Origin of the sequence: Microbulbifer elongatus (assembly GCF_021165935.1) — a bacterium.
In the GTDB taxonomy this organism is placed as follows: domain Bacteria; phylum Pseudomonadota; class Gammaproteobacteria; order Pseudomonadales; family Cellvibrionaceae; genus Microbulbifer; species Microbulbifer elongatus.
In genome coordinates this window covers 2458781-2478958 of record NZ_CP088953.1, presented here as the reverse complement: position 1 = coordinate 2478958, position 20178 = coordinate 2458781, and the positions used below count along the sequence as shown (strand labels likewise).

Genomic DNA, 20178 nt, shown 5'->3' with positions numbered 1-20178 from the left:
GACAGGCATAAAAAAACCGGCGATATCGCCGGTTTTTTTATTGAACACGTATTGTATCAACCAGTGGTACCACGCATTACTGTGCCGGCTCAGCCTGGGATACTTCCACATCTGCTTTGCCAGTCAGGAACTGCTGAACGGCCGCAAGTTCCGCACTGCCCTGCATCGAAGCCAGCTGCTGCAGCAATGCCTCTCGCTGCTCCTTGCTTTGCCGCGCAAGAACACCGGCACGGACCGCGCGCAGTTGCGCAACCACCACATCGCCACTAGGCAGAGCAAACTGTTCAAGGGTGCGTGCTCCTGGGCGGGGCGCATTCATTGCGAAGACTTTATTCACCACCTCACCCCGCGTCCCAAAACCGCCACGGCGTGTCTTGTCGCTGGTCTCCAGCGTCAATCCTTCGGCTTCCGCAACCGTCGCCAGACCGTCTCCGGAGGCCGCCTGGTCACGAATCTGCTCCGCCTTGCTGGCAAGCTGCTCACTGGCCTTTTCACGCTTCAGACGCTGAACGATTTCTGCTGTGACTTCTTCGAGCGGTTTAACCCCGGCGGTTTTGTGCTCGATAACACGCAGTACCACCGCGTGATTCTCCGTGAGATTCAACACATCGGACGTATTGCCATCTTCCAGTACTTCCGGGGCAAACGCAGCGGATATCACCTGCCCTTCACCGGTAATACCACTGCCACCCTGGCGCGAGAACAGAGCGGATTTCTGAACGCTCACACCCAGCTCTTCTGCCGGTGCGGCCAGGGTTTCCGCGTTATAAGCGAGATCGCCCAGACGGCTGACCGCATCAACAAACTCCCGCTCCGCAGCCGCGTTGCGCAAACGGGCCGAAATGGCCGCTTTGCGTTCTTCGAACGTCGGGGGCTCCGCATCGGCAATTTCAATCAGCTTGATAAAATGGGTACCACCATCGGTCTCAACCGGACCCGACACTTCCCCAACCTGCAGATTTGCCAGCGCATCTTCGAAAGCCTCCGGGAACACATCACCCGAGGTGAAGCCCACATCACCGCCATCTTCACTGGAGATAATATCGTCGGAGTACTCTTTCGCCAGCGCCTCGAAGGACGCCCCCTCGCTCAGCTTGGCCTGCACTTCTGCGATTTTGGCCTGCGCTGCTTCGTCGTCGCCCTCCACCAGAATGTGTGCGGCATGGCGACGCACATTGGCTTCAAAGCTTTTTACTTCCTGCTCGTATTGCGCACGCACGTCCTGTTCGGACACATCAATGTTCGCCGCAAACTGCTCAGGGGTCAGCTCAATGTACTCAATTGCAACCTGTTCGGGGCGCTGAAAGGAGGCCTGGTTTTCGTCGTAGTAGGTCTGTACTTCTTCGTCAGCCACTTCTATTCCGTCCAGCAGCGGAGAGGCAGGCAGTGTGACATAGTCAAAGTCACGCTCTTCCATCGACACCGCTACAATATTTTCCGCATCGGTACGGGTACTGAATGCGGTGTCGGACACGCTGCTGATAAACTGCTGCATGACCATTTCCTGCTCCAGCAGCTGACGGAAACCTGCCGGGCTGTATCCCATCCGGCGCAGCCCTTCACGGAACATCTGCTGATCGAACTGACCGTTTACCTGAAAACCGGGCATCTGCACAATTTCACGATCAACCGCACTGGTGCTCATCGCCATACCGCTATCCAGCGCCGCCTGGCGCATCACCGCGCTATTGACCAACTGCTGCAGAACGGGGCCTCGCAGCTGCTCATCGGTAAGCAGGTCGCTCGGCACATTTTCGCCGTATTGGCTTTCAATCATCGCACGGCGATTCTGGATCGCCCGCTGTAAATCCAACTGGGTGATCTTTTCACCATTCACTTCCGCTACTTTTTCGGCGGAACCGCCACTGGCGCCAGTGAAGAAATCGATCCCACCGATCACCATGATAAATCCGAAAAAGGCCGCTACGATAATGGCGGCCGTTCCCTTCAGGTTGTCACGCATGGACTGAAGCATATTCAGCTCCGAAATTAACTCTTGTCAGTACTCAGGCAGATCAATCTTTATTGTTGTCTCGACCTCATGTGCAGAAAGCACCCGGCCGATCAGGACAAATATCCTGTTGATCCTGTTTACAATTTTTTCTTTCACAAACAAAAAAGGCGCATCCAGATGATACGCCTCTTTGAAGCCTTGCTTTTACAAGGCTTCTTAGTTCACCGCGTCTTTCAAAGCTTTACCAGCTTTGAAGTTCGGGATTTTAGCCGCTGCGATTTCGATCGGATCGCCGGTGCGCGGGTTGCGGCCAGTACGGGCAGCGCGCTCTTTTACAGCGAAGGTACCAAAGCCAACCAGTGCTACCTGATCGCCTTTTTTCAGGGCGTCAGTAATGCTGTCTACCATGGCGTCCAGCGCACGGCCTGCCGCTGCCTTTGGAATGTCGGCAGACGCGGCGATGGCTTCAATCAGTTCGGACTTATTCACGCTATATCCCTCTGTTCTTTTCTAGGTCTAAATGGTCTAAATATCTAGATTCTGCATCCGGAAGATCGTTCCGGACGTGATTTCCAGGTGTCTTTTTCAGGTCTGTTGCAACCCCGTTTTACGAGGCGCAATCGTGCATTTTTTGCAGTCGATTTTTAATCGCCTGCGGCTCCCCCGCAGCGCAACAAGCCACGTTTTATACCAACTGCCTGTTGGTGGGTCAAGGAACCATGCGGCTTTGCGGGCAGTTGGACAATTTTGAAGCACACTTGTTCAGTCAACCGCCTGCAAGTTCATTTTTTAACCTGTAACAGCAGCAGGTCGCGTACTCTACGCGACTTGCTGCCGAGGTTTCAATGGTTTTTTCCGCCGACCGGATGGCAGGCGTTTTAGTGAGTTTGCATCGAGCGCTGGGAACGCTCATCCGCCTGCTTTTGCAGTGCGGAATACTCCTCGTCACTGAGTGGGCTGGGCATGGATTCGAGCGCGTATTCAAGCACCTGATCAATCCATTTAACGGGCTTGATCACCAAATCCTGCTGAATATTGTCGGGAATATCCTTCAGGTCGCGCTCGTTGTCCGCGGGAATCAGCACAGTTTTGATTCCGCCCCGGTGCGCTGCCAGCAGCTTCTCTTTCAGGCCGCCAATACGCAACACTTCTCCGCGTAAGGTAATTTCACCGGTCATTGCCACATCCGAACGCACCGGAATATTGGTGAGTACAGAAGCCAGAACCGTGCACATGGCGATACCCGCAGACGGTCCGTCTTTCGGGGTCGCCCCCTCCGGCACGTGAATGTGAATATCCCGTGTTTCGTGGAAGTCTGGCGCAATACCCAGTGCCTGTGCACGCGCGCGTACAACGGTGAGCGCAGCCTGAATAGACTCCTGCATGACATCGCCCAGGGAACCGGTTTTGATCACCCGCCCTTTACCAGACACGGCGGAAGATTCGATCGTCAGCAGCTCGCCGCCAACCTCGGTCCACGCCAGGCCGGTAACCTGACCAATCTTGTTTTCGTCTTCAGCGCGACCGTAATCAAACTTGCGCACACCGAGCAGGTCTTCCAGCTGTTCCGGCTTGATCACCACCTTCTCAGTGGTGGCGTTGCGCACATGCTCGGTAACCACTTTACGGCAGATTTTCGCCATCTCGCGATCCAGACCGCGGACCCCGGCCTCACGAGTGTAATAACGCACTACATCGCGCACTGCCTCGTCTGCCAGCTCCAGCTCTTCGGGCTTGAGGCCGGCGGCCTTGCGCTGCTTCGGAATCAGATAACGCTGGGCAATGTTGAGTTTCTCGTCCTCGGTGTAGCCGGGGATTCGAATCACCTCCATCCGGTCCAGCAGAGGGCCCGGAATATTCATGGAGTTGGAGGTGCATACGAACATCACATCAGAGAGGTCGTAGTCCACTTCCAGGTAGTGGTCGTTGAACGACTTGTTCTGTTCCGGGTCGAGCACCTCAAGCAGTGCAGAGGCCGGATCACCGCGGTGATCCATCCCCATCTTGTCCACTTCATCCAGCAGGAACAACGGGTTTTTCACCCCGACCTTGGAGATTTTCTGTACCAGTTTACCGGGCAGAGAGCCGATGTAGGTTCTGCGGTGACCGCGAATTTCGGCCTCATCACGTACGCCACCCAGAGCCATACGCACATACTTGCGATTGGTTGCACGGGCAATGGACTCACCGAGGGAAGTTTTACCGACCCCGGGCGGACCCACCAGGCAAAGAATCGGACCCTTCACTTTTTTCACGCGCTTTTGCACCGCGAGATACTCAAGGATGCGCTCCTTCACCTCTTCCAGACCGTAATGATCTTTGTTCAGAATTTCTTCTGCCTTGATCAGGTCGTGGCGCACTCGACTGGCTTTCTTCCAGGGGACACTCAACATCCAGTCGATGTAGCTGCGCAGCACAGAAGCTTCTGCCGACATCGGCGACATCATCTTCAGCTTGCCCAGTTCGGCACGGGTTTTCTTTTCCGCCTCAGTGGACATACCGGAATCGGCAATTTTCTTTTCCAGCTCTTCAATTTCATTGGGCTCTTCCGTAATCTCGCCCAATTCTTTCTGAATTGCCTTCATCTGCTCATTCAGGTAATACTCGCGCTGGCTCTTCTCCATCTGCTTTTTGACTCGGCCGCGAATACGCTTTTCGACCTGAATCAGGTCGATTTCCGAATCCATCAGGCCCAGCAGGTGCTCCAGGCGCTCCTTGACACTGATCGTTTCCAACAGCTCCTGCTTCTGGGGCAAATCCAGGGACATATGCGCGGCAATGGTATCCGCCAGGCGACCGGGCTCATCAATCCCGGACAGTGAGGTCATGACCTCGTTGGGCACCTTTTTGCTGACACTGACATATTGCTCAAACTGAGACATCGCGGAACGCACCAGTGCTTCGGCCTCCGCTTCGGGCAAATCTTCCGAATCAATCTGAGATACAGTGGCGCGGTAGTGCCCTTCGCCTTCGGTAATTTCTTCCACCTTCACCCGGTGGCCGCCCTCAACCAGCACCTTTACGGTGCCATCGGGCAGCTTCAGCAACTGCAGCACGCTGGCGACGGTGCCTACGCGATATACATCTTCAGCACCAGGATCATCTTCCGACGCCTGACGCTGGGCTACCAACAACACCTGCTTGTCACTGCGCATGGCGTCTTCCAGCGCATCAATGGATTTCTCCCGGCCAACAAACAGCGGGATCACCATATGCGGGTATACCACCACATCTCGCAGTGGCAGCAAGGGGTATTCGTTCAAGGTCTCGGATGGCTGGTCCATAAAACTCCTCTCGGCCTTCAGGCGGTAGAAACCGCCAGATTGGCAGCGTATTCGTCGTCGCAAGCCGCTATTCCAGACGCGGTTCTTGTACGGCTAGTGCCAGTTCAACAGCTAAAGTGGGGGCATACCGCAGAATAACAAGCCTGTGCCGCCAAGCGCAGCAAAATTAGTTTAATTCCACAGCCTCAGCCTTGGTTGCACAAAACTCAAGTTCCTGAATGCCTGAGTCTATTAGCACAAAAGACACTCGATTGTAGGCCAGCGGGAGCCTGACGTCGGGGTCAGTTACGAGAGTGACCCGGCCACCATCGCCCGTTGTCACCGCAATCGACAGGCACAAAAAAAGCCCCAAATTGGGGCTTTTTATGCCTGCCGAAGCAGGTATTTACCGCAGCCGATTACTCTTCCGGCGCAACCTTCTGGGCTTCCGCCTGCTCGTAGACCAGCAGGGGAGCGGATTCCCCCTTGATCACGGCTTCATCGATCACGACCTTGGCCACGTTGTCCATGGACGGGATGTCGTACATGGTTTCCAGCAGCACCGACTCCATGATCGAGCGCAGGCCCCGGGCACCGGTTTTACGCTCCATCGCCTTGTTGGCGACTGCGTCCAGGGCGTCGGGACGGAAGTCCAGCTCAACCCCTTCCATATCGAACAGCTTGCCATACTGCTTGGTCAGCGCATTGCGTGGTTCGGTCAGAATCTGCACCAGTGCAGCGCGATCCAGCTCTTCCAGGGTTGCAGTCACCGGCAGGCGGCCCACAAACTCGGGAATCAGGCCGTAGCGCACCAGGTCTTCCGGCTCCAGGTCCAGCAGTACTTCTCCGAAGTTACTGTTGTTGTCTTTGGACTTCACTTGCGCAGAGAAGCCGATACCACCCTTCTCGGAACGATCGCGGATGACCTTATCGAGGCCGGCGAATGCGCCGCCACAGATAAACAGAATATTGGAGGTATCCACCTGCAGAAACTCCTGCTGCGGGTGCTTGCGCCCGCCCTGCGGGGGAACGGAAGCAACGGTACCTTCAATCAGTTTCAGCAGTGCCTGCTGCACCCCTTCACCGGACACGTCACGGGTGATGGAAGGGTTGTCAGACTTGCGGGAAATCTTGTCGATTTCGTCAATGTAGACAATACCCTGCTGGGCTTTTTCCACATCGTAATCGCACTTCTGCAGCAGTTTCTGGATGATATTCTCGACGTCCTCACCCACGTAACCCGCTTCGGTCAGCGTGGTCGCATCGGCGATGGTGAACGGCACATTCAGCAGGCGCGCCAGTGTCTCCGCAAGAAGGGTTTTACCGCTACCGGTAGGGCCCACCAGCAGAATGTTGGACTTACCCAGCTCCACTTCATCTTTGCCTTTCACACCTTTACTGGTGCGCAGACGCTTGTAGTGGTTGTACACCGCTACCGCGAGCACTTTTTTGGCACGCGCCTGACCAATAACGTACTGGTCGAGAATCTCGGTGATTTCCTGAGGGGTTGGCAAACGGGAATCGTCGCCATCAACAGTTTCCTGCACCTCTTCGCGAATGATATCGGTGCAGAGTTCGACGCATTCGTCACAGATGTAAACAGAGGGGCCTGCGATCAGTTTGCGTACTTCCTGCTGGCTCTTGCCACAGAAGGAACAGTAAAGGAGTTTGCCGTTGTCGTCTCCGCTGTTCTTTTCAGTCATCTAAGTACTCCGTGGTCTCATAGCCAGCCAAAACTCGGTGGCAAAAAGGGTTCATAACCAAGATGCGGTCTTTTGGCAGGATTTTCAAGCTTTTTTATTCTCTCCTCCGGGCCCGGCGGTAGCGCCGCCCCACAACGCCAGCAACAGGATGCCGAATTCTGCGGGACAACACTCCCCGGGCCCGGGGTATTTTAGGGATTTGGTGCGCGGTCAACGCCCCAAGCGTATTACTTACCCAAATTCTGACGCTGAGCCAGTACTTCATCCACCAAACCGTACTCCTTGGCCTCATCAGCACTCAGGAAGCGGTCGCGATCCGTATCACGCTCGATGTCCGCCACACTGCGGCCAGTGTGATGCGCCATGAGCTCATTCAGGCGCGCGCGGATCTTCAGAATTTCCTGGGCATGAATGTGAATATCCGACGCCTGCCCCTGAGCGCCACCACTGGGCTGGTGAATCATGACGCGGGAATTTGGTGTGGCGTAGCGCTTGCCTTCCGCGCCAGCGGTCAGCAGAAACGCACCCATGCTACAGGCCTGACCAATACACATGGTGCTGACGTCGGGCTTGATAAACTGCATGGTGTCATAAATGGACATACCTGCCGTCACCGACCCGCCTGGCGAGTTGATATACAGATGAATGTCTTTATCGGGGTTTTCCGCTTCCAGGAAAAGCAGCTGCGCCACTACCAGGTTGGCCATATGGTCTTCGACCGGACCAACCAGGAAAATCACACGCTCTTTCAGCAGGCGGGAGTAAATATCAAATGAACGCTCCCCGCGCGCTGTCTGCTCCACCACCATGGGCACCAGCCCACCGGTGGCGAGAATTTCTTTGGAGTTCATTGGATTATCAAAATATGCCATGGATACGATGCTTCCTTTTTCGGCGTATTAGGCGGGTCAGAACGCATGTGCTCAAAAAAGACACACTTCTGAAAAATTCGCTCAACCTGAGCTTAACTGCTCGACAGCAATAATGCCAGATTGACACTCGCGCCACCGGGCGGAAAAAACAAAACCTACAAACAAAAACGGCCACCCGAAGGTGGCCGCTTTGAAACGCTACTGCGTGCGAATCAAGACTGCTTCTGGGGCTTGATCACGTCGTCGTAGCTGCTTTCAACTTCGCTCACTTTTGCCTTGTCCAGTACAAAGTCAACGACCTGATCTTCCAGCACTACAGATTCGACGCCAGCCAGCAGTTCGCGGTTATTGAGGTAGTACTCAACCACCTCTTCCGGCTGCTGATAAGTGGAGGCAAGCTCTTCCACTTTGGCCTTCACTCGGTCGGCATCCACGGTCAGCTTGTTTTCCTTGACGATTTCGCCAACCACCAGACCGAGCACAACACGGCGCTTTGCCTGATCTTCGAACATGGTGTCCGGCAGCATTTTGGCTGCGTCTTCTGGCTTGATCTGGCCGCCGAACTGCTGAACCATCTGGCCGCGCAGGGTCTGAACCTCACCCGCAACCAGTGCAGCCGGGATTTCAACCTGGTGCTTTTCAAACAGCTGGTCCATGACCTGGGTCTTGACCTTGTTCAGCGCGGCGTTTTTCAGTTCGCGTTGCATGTTGCCACGCACTTCTTCGCGGAACCTCTCTTCGCCGCCCTCTTCCACGCCGTAACCAGCGAAGAACTCGTCGTTCAGCTCAGGCAGTTCCGGCTTCTCGGAAGCCGTCACCTTGATGGTGAACACGGCATCTGCACCTTTCAGGTTTTCCGCCTGGTAATCTTCCGGGAAAGTCACTTCCACTTCTTTCTCTTCGCCCGGCTTCATACCCAGAATGCCGTCTTCAAAGCCCGGGATCATGCTGCCGGAACCCAGCACCAGCTGCTGACCTTCCGCCTTGCCACCCTCGAACTCTTCGCCATCTTTGCGGCCGACAAAGTCGATGGTTACGCGGTCGCCTTTCTGCGCCTTGCGCTTGGTTTCTTTCCAGCCGGACTGCTGCTTGCGCAGAACGTCGATCATATTGTCCACGTCCGCGTCGGTCACTTCCGCCACCGGGCGCTCAACAGTAACTTCAGACAGGTCCGCCAGCTCAACTTCCGGATAGACTTCGAAGGTCGCCACGTACTCCAGGTTCTCACCTTCCGTCACATTCTTGGCTTCGATGCTGGGCTGGCCAGCCGGCTTGACCTGCTCTTTTTGCACAGCGTCGTAGAAAGAACGGCTCATCACTTCGCCCAGCACTTCCTGACGAACTCCAGCACCAAAACGCTGACGCACAACCTTCATCGGCACCTTGCCTTTACGGAAGCCGTTAATGCGCACGGTCTTGGCCGCTTGCTGAAGGCGCTTGTCTACTTCCTTATCAACCACTTCTGCCGGCAGATTGACGGTTAAGCGACGTTCCAGACCGGAAGTTGTTTCGATGGAAACCTGCATGTTAATCCTCGTGAGACTCTTCTCTTCACTGAATGCCGGGCTACGGGAATGCTTGCCCGCCACCAGCGATTAGCGTTGCGCCGAACTTGTTCCGGCCGCCAAATACAAACAGCCCGCGCCACTGCGCCCTCCCCTTGCGCGCCCGAGGCTTGCGCAGAGAAGGTGCCGAATAAGCACGGACTGCAAAATTCCTGATTGGTGGGGACGGAGAGACTTGAACTCTCACACCTTGCGGCACCAGAACCTAAATCTGGCGTGTCTACCAATTCCACCACGTCCCCAACACACACTCGCGGATAAGCCTTTGATTTTCCTGCATTTTTAGGAAAAAACAGGCCGCACGTCCAGCGAGGGGAGCAGATTGTGCCACAGTGGGCACAGGGCTTCAATAAGTAGCCCAAAAACAATCAGGGCGCCCGCAGGCGCCCTGATTGCGAACACAAGACCCGATCGCTTATACGCGCTCGAGAATTGTGGTAATGCCCTGCCCCAGACCAATACACATGGTCGAGACACCCAGGTTACCGCCTTCGTTCTGCATCACAGACAGCAGGGTGCCGGTGATTCGAACGCCGGAACAACCAAATGGGTGCCCCAGGGCAATCGCGCCACCATAGAGGTTCACCTTGTCGTCCATCACGTCCAGCAGCTTCAGGTCCTTCAGCACCGGCAACGCCTGTGCAGCAAAGGCCTCATTCAGCTCCAGCTTGTCGACATCCTCGATGGTGAGGCCCGCACGCTTCAACGCATTCTGGGTGGATGGCACCGGGCCATAGCCCATGATGGACGGATCCACGCCTGCCAGTGCCATCTCGCGCACCTTGGCGATCGGCGTCAGACCCAGCGACCGGGCGCGCTCGGCCGACATCACCAGCATCACGGAAGCACCGTCGGTAATCTGCGAGGACGTGCCTGCGGTTACCTGGCCGTGCTTCGGATCAAATGCGGGCTTCAGCTGCGCGAGCGCCTCGGCCCTGGTATCCGGGCGGATGGTCTGGTCAGTTTCCACCAGCATCGGCACGCCATCTTCATCGTGCCCCTCAATCGCGATAATTTCGCGATTGAACTTGCCTTCTTTGGTAGCTTTGGCAGCCAGCTGGTGAGAGCGGGCACCAAACTCGTCCATCTGCTGACGCTGAATACCGTGCATCATCGCCAGGTATTCCGCGGTCATACCCATGGAACCTGCGGCCTTGGCCATGTTGCGGCCCAGCATCGGGTTGGGGCTCACGTGCTCCATCATGTTCAGGTGGCCCATGTGTTCGACGCCACCCACCACATACACATCACCAACACCGGCCTGGATATTCGCCGCCGCGGTGTGCAGCGCCGACATGGAGGAGCCACACAGACGGTTTACGGTCTGCGCCGGAATGGTGTGCGGCAGACCCGCGCGCAGCAGAATAAACCGCGCCACATTGAAGCCCTGCTCATCGCGCTGCATCACGCAGCCCCAGATCAGGTCATCGATTTCTTTCGGGTCCAGCTTGTCATTGCGCTGCAGGAATTTTTTCAGCAGCTCTGCCGACATGTCGTCCGCACGCACGTTGCGGTAAACACCGTTCTTGGATCGACCCATGGCGGTACGCGCATAGTCGACGATTACGGCATCTCTAGGATTCAGACTCATGGAAACTCTCCTTACTTGTCGCCGTAGTAGGTTTTGCCGCTGGCAGCCATTTCACGCATACCTTTGGTGGGCTCGTACAGCGGACCCAGGTCGCTGTGCTTCTCGGCCATCTTCACGAAGGTATCGAGACCAATGCTGTCCAACCAGGCGAAGATGCCGCCGCGGAACGGTGGGAAACCGATGCCGTAGATGAGCGCCATATCCGCTTCGGCAGGAGAGTCCACAATACCCTCTTCCAGGCAGCGGGCGAGCTCGGTCGCCATCGGCACCATCATGCGCTCGATAATCTCATCGTTTTCGAACTCACGACGCTCGGCGACGTGGGGCTTCAGCAGCTCGTAGGCTTCATCGGTTGCCACTTTCTTCGGGCGTCCCTTCTTGTCTTCTTCGTAGACGTAGAAGCCCTTGCCATTCTTCTGGCCGTAACGACCCGCTTCGTACATGACATCAGAAGCAGCCGTGAAGGATTTACCCATGCGATCCGGGAAGCCTTCCGCCATCACCTGCTCAGCGTGTACACCGGTATCGATACCGACCACGTCCATCAGGTAAGCCGGGCCCATGGGCCAGCCCCAGCGCTCCATCACCTTGTCGACCTGCTGGAAGTCCGCGCCGTCGCGTACCAGCATGGCGAAACCGGCGAAGTATGGGAAAAGTACCCGGTTCACCAGGAATCCGGGGCAATCGCGTACGACGATCGCTTTCTTACCCATCTTGTTCGCATAAGCCACAACCCGTGCGATGGCCGTCTCGGAGGTTTTCTCACCGCGAATCACTTCCACCAGCGGCATTTTGTGCACCGGGTTAAAGAAGTGCATGCCGAGGAAATTTTCCGGGCGGGACAGGGGCTCAGCCAGGGAATCGATGGAGATGGTAGAAGTGTTGGAGGCGATGACGGTGTCGTCGGTCACCTTGCCTTCTACTTCCTTCAGCACTGCGTGCTTCACCTTCGGGTTCTCCACCACGGCCTCAACCACGATATCGACATTGTCGAAACCATCGTAACTCAGGGTGGGCTCGATGCGGTTCAGGGTCTCGGCCATCTTCGCTGGCGTCATACGACCGCGGTCAACCAGCTTGGTAAGCAGTTTGCCCGCCTCTTTCAGGCCCAGGTCAATGCCATCCTGGGCGATGTCTTTCATTTTGATTGGCGTGCCTTTATAGGCAGACTGATAGGCAATACCACCGCCCATGATACCGGCGCCCAGTACCGCAGCGCGCTCGATATCCTTGTCCGATTTTTTCTCCCAGCCTTTCGCCACCTTGCCGACTTTCTGATCACTCAGAAACAGGCCCACCAGAGATTTGGCGGTTTCGGTTTGTGCACTGGCAATAAACTGCTGCTGCTCGATCTTCAGGGCTTCATCGCGATCGACTTTATAGCCCTGCTCGATGGAGGTCACCGCATTCACCGGCGACGGATAATTGCGCCCCGCCTGCTGGCCGACAAACGCCTTGGTGGTGAAGAAGGCCATCAGCGCTTCGGTGTCGTTCAGCGGGATCGGCGACTTCTTGATCTCGCGGCGCTTTTCATAATTCAGTTCGCCGGCAATGGCGCGTTCGAGCAGTTTCAGCGCGGCATCTTTCAGCTTGTCGGTAGGAACCACCGCGTCTACCGCATGGGCAGTCAATGCGGCATCCGGGCGCTGTTCTTTACCGGCCGCAATCCATTCCGCAGCGACATCCACACCTACCACACGCGGCAGGCGCACGGTGCCACCCCAGCCCGGAATCAGACCAAGTTTCACTTCCGGCAGGCCAACTTTGGCCTTGTCGCCCATTACGCGGAAATCACAACCCAGGCAGACTTCGAAACCGCCACCCAGGGCATACCCATTGATTGCCACGGCTGTGGGGAACGGGAGGTCTTCCAGGCGATTGATGTTCTCGTTGTTTTTGTTCATCAGCTCGGCGATGCCTTCCGGACCGGCGGAGAAAGCGCCGCCGAATTCGGTAATGTCGGCACCGACGATGAATACACTTTTGCCGCTGGTCAGCAACAGACCTTTGATATCGCCCGCTTTTTCAATCGCATCCAGAGCGTCGGAAAACTCCGATACCGTGAGACGATTGAATTTGTTGACGGACTCGCCTTCCAGATCGAATTTCAGTTCCGCGATGCCGTTGTCCAGCATCTGCACGGATAGCGCTTTGCCACTAAATAACATTATTGACCTCATTGATTGGTGACCCGGTGTCATTGACGTCAATGGACCGGTCCGGGGGTCGGGTTGTGCAAGACTGAGATAGGACTCGCCGCGAACAGCGTGCGGCACTCGTGTTGCCAGTTAATGACGCACTGTCCGAAATCAGTCAACGCGCCAAGTATAGCCAGATTCAAACGTGTGTTTGAATACCATTTCTGCCATATCCACTGTCCGGTTCGGTGCATACCGGTGGAAACATTGTGGTCTTGCACGGATTCCGATCAAAATCTGACCCAATCGTTCACAAACCGGGTTTTTGTGGACATCACCGCGGCAACGGCGGCGTGCGCAGCAAGCATAGCGGGAAATACCGTCCAGGGGGTCGGCTGCGGAGCCGATTGAGGGGAGCACTGCATCGATTCCATCCCAAGACGCAGTCGCAAGGCGGGAACCAGCGCCGCCCGCCCGGGCGAGCCGACGCTGTGAATCAGTCAGACCATATCCGCAAAGGGGTTGTCGGCGTCGAGGGAAATGGCGCCCGCACCGCCGGGCAGGGTCAGCCTGTGCGCATCCATCTCGATCGCGCTCTCATCAATCAACCCTTCGCCAAAACGATATATGGCATTGAGATCGCCACGGCTGGCGCGCGCATCGTAGTCCGCGGCCTGCTCACTCACTACTTCATTGCGAGCCTGGTAGGCGGTAAACGCAGCCTGACCATGACGTTTGGCGAGCATGCGCCGGGTAACGTGGGGGGCAAGGACGCCGGCTGTCGCGTTGTTGCCACCGAAGCCCTTGGAGTTCAGAAAGGCCACGTCCAGAGATTCCGGGTCCCGCTCTACGTGGGCCATGGAAAGCGCAAGGTTTTCGTGGTGCACATCATCTGCCACCCGGTCGATGGTAGTGATACCGGGCAGAATACCGCGGTTAAATACACCGAGACTGGTAATCAGCTGGTCACCACTGGCGGCGGCGACCGTATGCCCCACGAAGGCTTTTACCGCGCACACCGGCCAGTCTTTGATATCAAACGCGGCCGCCAGGCGATCAAATATGGCGGACTCGGTCACCCGGTTCTGCGGGGTACTGGAGCCATGAGCCTGCACAAAGCTGCGCTCGCGCAGGCTCTGCTCGCCCAGAATCGCGCGGGCTTCCGCCATCGCGCGCGCTACCGTCAGGTAATTACCCGGCCCCGGTGCAGAAATGGATTTTTTGGGTCCGTCGGCGTTGACAAAGACATTGGCCACAGCACCGTGAATGGGGGCGCCGAGCTCCATCGCCAGCGCGTCGTCCATCAAGACCACCCACTGACTACCCTCACCCAGGGTAAATCCGCAGTTTTCGCCAAACGGGCGACTGGCGCGACGGAAGTCGATTCGATCGCCAAAAATTTTGCGCAGCCCGTCCAGGTTGGCGAGGGCACCCATGGTCGCGTAACCATCAACCACTTCCGGAACCAGCGGCGCCTCAGCGGCGCCCACTACCGCCACCCGGGCGCGGCCACAGCGAATGTCTTCCACTGCGGAACGCAGGTTGTAAAGGTAGGTCGCACAGGCGCCGGCAACAGCCCCGGTCGTACCGACACTACCGAGCACATAGGCATTGACGAAGTCCGCTGGCATGCTGGTGAGGCCGAGCGCCAGCTGCTTGGAGCTGACCCGACCGCCGCGCAGGCGGGATTGCAGCAGACCACCATTACCATTGGGATCCAGCTGGCTCATGGCTGAGCTGGCGTATACGGAAATCTTGTCGGGGCCCGCTTTCTCGGCCACCTTATCCCAATCGATTCCCAGGGACTGCACCGCATCGGAAGCCCCCAGAATCGCCAGTTGCAGGCCGCGGGGATGGAACCGGGAATTGTACTGCTCGCCCGGCTCGAAGCCGGTGGGCAACTGACCCGCTGAGGCCACCGCGATCTCCCGGTGGCTGTCGAGCATTACCGACAGGCTGCCGGTACGCACCTTTACCCGGCCAGTTTCCAGTGTCTCCACTTGCCAGCCCGCCGGCAGTGGATTGGGCAGCTGGCGCGCAGACATTTCAAAGGTGAAACCCTCGGCACTGGACAGCGACGCCGGCTGGTGAAAATGGCACTGGCGGTAATCGTAGAAACGGGTCTCCAGTGCCCGCACCAGGGTGCCATCCAGCACCTGCTGCTCAAGCTCCGCACTCAGGGTGCCCTGCGCTTCGCTGCCGGTGCGGAGCCCCATCAGCGCCGCGAGATCAGACAATACATCGGTGCGCTCATCAGCCCCGAGACTATCCAACACCATGCGCTTGTAGCCACGGTGAAAGGAACTGCGACCTGCCGGGTTGAATCCCCCAAACGCAGTGATTACGGGTAGGCGCTGCATCCTGACCTCCAGCCTGTTACGGAAACACGAAACAAAAGAACCCGGTAATTTCGGATGTGCGCCAGTTTAGGGGCTGGCGATTCGGCCTAGTTATGGGCATACTGGCCAGCAAATTTGACCATCTGGCCATGATTGCCCCGGGCGCCGCGCCCTGGATTGGCACAGGCCCGGATGACTGTGAGGATTTTGCGGCGAACAGCGCTGAACACGCTGGCATCCGAGCAACAATGCCGGGCTTCCGAACCGGCCGGCTCCGAACCGCACTATCCTAGAGCGTTACCCCAGAGAGTTACCCGATGCCCACCGTCACCTTCCTGTTGATCGACCAGATGCTATCCACCGGCACCATGCTGCCCCTGGAAATGCTGCGAGGGGCAGAGAGCCGGGCTCGGGCGGAGGGAAAATCCACTCCCCTGAAGCTGATTAGCGCCAGTGTCGATGGCAAGCCGGTCAGGTCACGTTCGGGCTTCAACCTGGCGCCGGACATGGCCCTCGCCCAGGTGCCGGACAGCGATATTATCTATCTGCCCGCACTGTGGCGGAATCCGCGCCCGGCACTCAAGCGCAGTCAACCCCTGCTGGACTGGCTGAGCGATCAGGCCAGCAAAGGCGCCGCGATCAGTGCGGTGGGCACCGGCGTATGCTTTCTCGCGGAAGCCGGCCTGCTGGATGGCAAACCCGCGACCACGCACTGGCATTATTTCGATCGCTTCGCTGCCGACTACCCGGATGTCAAACTCAAACGCCAGTATTTTATTACCCAGGCCGACAAGCTGTTCTGTGCCGCCAGTGTTAACGCACTGGCGGATGTAACCGTACACCTGATCCGCCAGCTATACGGCCCCTCTGTCGCGAGCCATGTGGAGCGCAATTTCTCCCATGAAATCCGCCGGCCGTTCGAGGAAATCGCCTACTCGGAGGGTGCTGTGCACCTGCACCCGGACGAGGATATCGTTCAGGCGCAAACGTGGCTGAAGCAGCGTTGCAGTGAAGATGTAAAACTGAGTGAAGTCGCCAAGACCTTCGATATGAGTGTGCGCTCGTTCAACCGACGCTTCAAACTGGCAACCGGTCAGACACCCCTGCAATATCTGCAGAACGTGCGCGTGGATATGGCGAGAGAATTACTGCAGTCGAGCAATCTGTCGGTCAACGAAATCGCGGAAAAAGTCGGCTATCAGGACATGGGCCATTTCACTGCGCTGTTCAAAAAATTCCTCTCCACTACCCCAAGCGAGTACCGTACAACCGTACGCGCGAAACTGTTTCGGGTAAACACCTGAGCGACGGGGGCAGAGTTCGGACGCTCCCTGAAATGCGAGAGGCTCGCGCGACTCGAAAAGCCAGACATTCAACCCCGATCAATCTGGCCGGTGCAGAAAAATCACATCGGGCGCGACAATTTCGAGCTCTGCCCCCAGATGGGCTGCCAGCCAGGAAAAGGTTTCTTCGCTGAAAAATACGATATGGGTAGGATCGCGAATGTAGTGCCAGCTGGCGAAGCGCTCGCGGGACGCTACCAGCTTGGTCATCAATGCGAGCACTCCCCCACACCGGACCCGCTGCCACAACATCTCGATCACATCACCGGGGGCACTCAGATGCTCCACAACCTCGGTACTGACAATGAAATCGAACGTCCGCTTCAGCACCGCCGCATCTGGTTGATAGTACAGATCGTAGATCGCCATTTTGTGGCCGGCTTGCTCAAGTAGCTGTGCCAGCAGGGGAGCCGGGCCGCAACCAAAATCCAGCCCTTCCGCTCCCGCAGGCAGAGCAGCGACTAACGGCTCGGCACATCGACTCAGGAACTTCCGATAGCCGGCATCCTGCAGACTGTTTTCGTGCAGGTCGTAATAGGCTTTCTCTTGCCCAGCGGAAAGATGGAATTGCTCAGGCACATACACCAACGCACATGCTGAACACTGATAGTAGGAACGCAAAGCGGCGTCTTCGACAGTGCGACGTTTTTTGTTGCGGCGATCCCGGTGGTACAGAAACGGCTGTGCCGCCCGAAGGCGGCACAGTGGGCAGACGGATGATACGGTCTGCCGATCCAGGCTGGATTTTTGTGACGTCACGATCAGGCGGCTTGCTCACCCTTATCCTGCTCGCCATCACTGGTCACAGCTTTGGGAGCCGATGTGCTGGACTGGAGCAGCTTTCCGCTGGAGATTTCAATTTTCCGCGGTTTCATGGCTTCCGGGATTTCGCGCACCAGTTCAATGTGCAGAAGGCCATTGGAAAGCTGAGCATCCACGACTTTCACGTGGTCCGCCAACTGGAAGCGCCGCTCAAAATTGCGCGCCGCAATGCCGCGGTGCAGGAAATTGCGCTGGTTTTCGTCGGCGGGCTTTTTACCACTGACGGTCAGACGGTTCTGTTCCACCTGAATATCCAGCTCTGACTGATCAAACCCGGCGACCGCCATGGAAATTCGATAGGCATCTTCCCCGGTCAATTCAATATTGTAAGGGGGGTATGCGGGCTGATTCTGATCGGCACTATTCATGGAGTCCAGCAGACTGGCCAGACGATCAAACCCGATTGCAGAACGGTAAAGCGGAGAAAAATCGATATTACGCATTGTCATATCCTCAATTCAGAGCAATATTTAAAAGGTGCCCGTACCTTGTGAAGCACAGCTTCCGTACCGGGCGGTTGCTTTCCGGTACTACTCCCCAATATCGGGGGTATCCGGCATTCCGGGAACACCTCTGTCGAGCCTGCTCCCTTACCCATAGATATAGGGCCGGGTGATCCGCCTTCAAGATCAACATCAAAAAAAAATGCAAAAAACTTCGCGCCCTCAGCAAAGGCCTCAGGACACCAGTCTCATCCGGCTGTTTATCGGTATCGCACCAGATGCAGACACACAGCATTTTCTCGACGGGATCTGTTGCGAAGCGGGGCAGCGCGGACTGCCAAAGAAAGTTCGCTGGATCAGCCACACCAATCGGCACCTCACCCTGGCCTTCCTCGGTGAAACGGATCCGGACCACCTGGAAACGATCGAGCAGTCTCTGGCAGGTATCGCCAGTGGGTCACCGCCTCTCTGTGGCAAAATTGTCAGCGCCCACCCTTTTCCGCGGGCCCGTGCCGCAATGTTTGCCGCAGAATTGCTGCCTTCTCCGGCGCTGACGAGGTTGCACCGGGCGTGTCAGGCACTCATGCACGCCATCGGCAAAGCACCGGAGCGCAAGACCTTTCGCCCACACTTCACCCTAGCGCGCAGCCGCAGCGGGTTTTCCCGACCCGCACCCATCCCCGCGGATTTCACCTGCATACTCGACAACCTCACCCTCTACCAGAGTCTCCTTGCGCCCGAAGGCAGTCAATACCGGTCACTGCTGACACTACCACTGTGCGGGGCAGAAAATTCCGAGGCGGATTCGCAGGCATAAAAAAACCCGCCTGGCGGCCAGGCCAGGCGGGCTGTCGGAGCTGCTCCATTCAGGAGCAGTCAATTGACTCATCAGTCCAGATGGGACAGAACATACTCTGGGTACATCACCAGACGCGGGCGCGACAGGCGACGGGCATCGAAGATAAAGACATAGCGCTCACCATCATCATCCGACGGGATGGTGCGGCGGAAGCGCCAGGAATTGATCTTGTAGGTTTGCCGCCCGGAACTGACCGGCGCAATCAGCTTGTACTGGTTCTGACCAAGAAACTCGAACTCGATAGCGTCCTCACCGGAGGGTCTGAGGGTCAGGTTACGGAAAGTATGCTTACCCTCTTCCCCCTCCTCGAGCTCACCCAGCAACTTTTCCAGGCGCTCGCGCTCTCCGCGCACATACTCCAGTAATTCGGGGTCAATCTCGCGCACAGGCTCTTGCGCCATGGCCGCTTCCGCAGCGGCAGGCGCCGCCTCTTCAGCCGGAGCCAGGGAAGCCAGAGTCGGCTCGGGGATTTCCGGTTGTGACATGGCAACCGCCGGCGAGGCACTCTTCGCCTGCTCGACTTTTTTCGCCTGGGCTTTGGTGTTGGCTTCCGACAGCATCGCGTTCACCAGGGAGTCCACCAGTGTTTGCTGACTGGCCAGACGCGCCTTGCCCGCGGCCACCGATTCCCGCGAATCTTTCAGTCGCTGTTCCAGCTCGGCGAAGTTGGACTGAATGATCTCCACCCGGCGATTGCGGCTATCAACCCCGCGCTCGGCCATATCATGGGCATGGCGCGCTTTATGCAGAGCGCGCTCGGTATCCGTGCTGGGTGCACCCTTGTGCTCCCGCTCTGCGGTCTTCAATTCCACCAGGCTCTGCTGATAGTTTTCCCGCGCCTTGCTGAGCGACTCTTGAGCACGTTGCAGCTTGTACTCGTAAGCCAGCATTTCGTTCTCAATATCTTCCAACTCGACCAGCCGGTTTTCCTGAACCTGCTCCATACGCGCAAGCCTGTTCTGCTCCGCGGTCAGCGAAGATGCTGCCTGCAGCGCCGAATTCCAGCCAATCACCCCCAATAGGCCCGCAATCAACAGCGAGCGGCCACGGTTTACCACCATTGTCAAAATCCATTGTTTGATTTTTACTTCGAGAGAACACCGCGGAATACCTTTCTGCAGGCGCTCTTGATGTGCCGGGCCACCACTAATCGGCGCCGGCAGTATGAAAATTGAGCGAGCCACCCCCCAAAACGCCCAAATCCGGGAGTTCAGCAGGCCGATAGCCACGCTCACGCACATTTTCTCATGTACACGACAAATTTACCCCAGCCACTTTTACGCAGC

The 20178-nt window shown here is 57.1% G+C and carries 14 protein-coding genes and 1 tRNA gene; 2 read left to right on the top strand and 13 right to left on the bottom strand.

The window, feature by feature from the left end; all coding sequences use genetic code 11:
- Positions 1-76: 76 nt before the first annotated feature.
- From LRR79_RS10100 to LRR79_RS10055, 10 genes are all read right to left on the bottom strand, one after another.
- A complete protein-coding gene (locus LRR79_RS10100) occupies positions 77-1975 on the bottom strand; it encodes a SurA N-terminal domain-containing protein (RefSeq protein ID WP_231757091.1) in 1899 nt (632 codons plus the stop codon).
- Positions 1976-2170: 195 nt separating this feature from the next.
- Positions 2171-2443, bottom strand: a complete 273-nt coding sequence (locus LRR79_RS10095; protein ID WP_010132873.1) for an HU family DNA-binding protein — start codon at positions 2441-2443, stop codon at positions 2171-2173.
- Positions 2444-2832: 389 nt separating this feature from the next.
- The gene (gene lon / locus LRR79_RS10090; protein ID WP_231757090.1) at positions 2833-5238 is read right to left on the bottom strand and encodes an endopeptidase La; all 2406 of its coding nucleotides are present in this window, start codon (positions 5236-5238) and stop codon (positions 2833-2835) included.
- Positions 5239-5636: 398 nt separating this feature from the next.
- Entirely contained in the window at positions 5637-6920 is a 1284-nt protein-coding gene (gene clpX / locus LRR79_RS10085) for an ATP-dependent Clp protease ATP-binding subunit ClpX (RefSeq protein ID WP_231757089.1), read from the bottom strand.
- A gap of 227 nt (positions 6921-7147) precedes the next feature.
- Positions 7148-7792, bottom strand: coding sequence for an ATP-dependent Clp endopeptidase proteolytic subunit ClpP (clpP, locus tag LRR79_RS10080; protein WP_231757088.1), 645 nt, complete (start codon positions 7790-7792; stop codon positions 7148-7150).
- A gap of 212 nt (positions 7793-8004) precedes the next feature.
- Positions 8005-9318 (bottom strand): trigger factor, encoded by a 1314-nt coding sequence (tig, locus tag LRR79_RS10075; RefSeq protein WP_231757087.1) that lies wholly within the window; start codon positions 9316-9318, stop codon positions 8005-8007.
- Positions 9319-9514: 196 nt separating this feature from the next.
- Positions 9515-9599: transfer RNA gene (locus LRR79_RS10070), tRNA-Leu, on the bottom strand.
- Between the two features lie 173 nt (positions 9600-9772).
- Positions 9773-10948 carry an acetyl-CoA C-acyltransferase FadA gene (gene fadA / locus LRR79_RS10065; RefSeq protein WP_231757086.1) on the bottom strand — a complete coding sequence of 392 codons (1176 nt, stop codon included), beginning with the start codon at positions 10946-10948 and terminating at the stop codon, positions 9773-9775.
- Positions 10949-10959: 11 nt separating this feature from the next.
- Complete coding sequence (gene fadB / locus LRR79_RS10060) at positions 10960-13116, bottom strand: fatty acid oxidation complex subunit alpha FadB (protein WP_231757085.1); 2157 nt, start codon at positions 13114-13116, stop codon at positions 10960-10962.
- Positions 13117-13586: 470 nt separating this feature from the next.
- A complete protein-coding gene (locus LRR79_RS10055) occupies positions 13587-15446 on the bottom strand; it encodes a beta-ketoacyl synthase (RefSeq protein WP_231757084.1) in 1860 nt (619 codons plus the stop codon).
- A gap of 296 nt (positions 15447-15742) precedes the next feature.
- Here LRR79_RS10055 and LRR79_RS10050 point away from each other — a divergent pair, with 296 nt between their 5' ends.
- Positions 15743-16729, top strand: a complete 987-nt coding sequence (locus LRR79_RS10050; RefSeq protein ID WP_231757083.1) for a GlxA family transcriptional regulator — start codon at positions 15743-15745, stop codon at positions 16727-16729.
- Positions 16730-16807: 78 nt separating this feature from the next.
- Here LRR79_RS10050 and LRR79_RS10045 read toward each other — a convergent pair whose 3' ends face one another.
- Positions 16808-17527, bottom strand: a complete 720-nt coding sequence (locus tag LRR79_RS10045) for a class I SAM-dependent methyltransferase (protein ID WP_231757082.1) — start codon at positions 17525-17527, stop codon at positions 16808-16810.
- 2 nt (positions 17528-17529) lie between these two features.
- Entirely contained in the window at positions 17530-18033 is a 504-nt protein-coding gene (locus tag LRR79_RS10040) for an Hsp20 family protein (protein ID WP_231757081.1), read from the bottom strand.
- 202 nt (positions 18034-18235) lie between these two features.
- On the opposite strand from LRR79_RS10040, the gene thpR reads away from it, so the two are divergent.
- Positions 18236-18850, top strand: coding sequence for an RNA 2',3'-cyclic phosphodiesterase (gene thpR, locus LRR79_RS10035; RefSeq protein ID WP_231757080.1), 615 nt, complete (start codon positions 18236-18238; stop codon positions 18848-18850).
- A 71-nt stretch (positions 18851-18921) separates the two neighbouring features.
- On the opposite strand, the gene LRR79_RS10030 is transcribed toward thpR, so the two are convergent.
- Positions 18922-19953, bottom strand: coding sequence for a hypothetical protein (locus LRR79_RS10030; protein WP_231757079.1), 1032 nt, complete (start codon positions 19951-19953; stop codon positions 18922-18924).
- Positions 19954-20178: the final 225 nt, after the last annotated feature.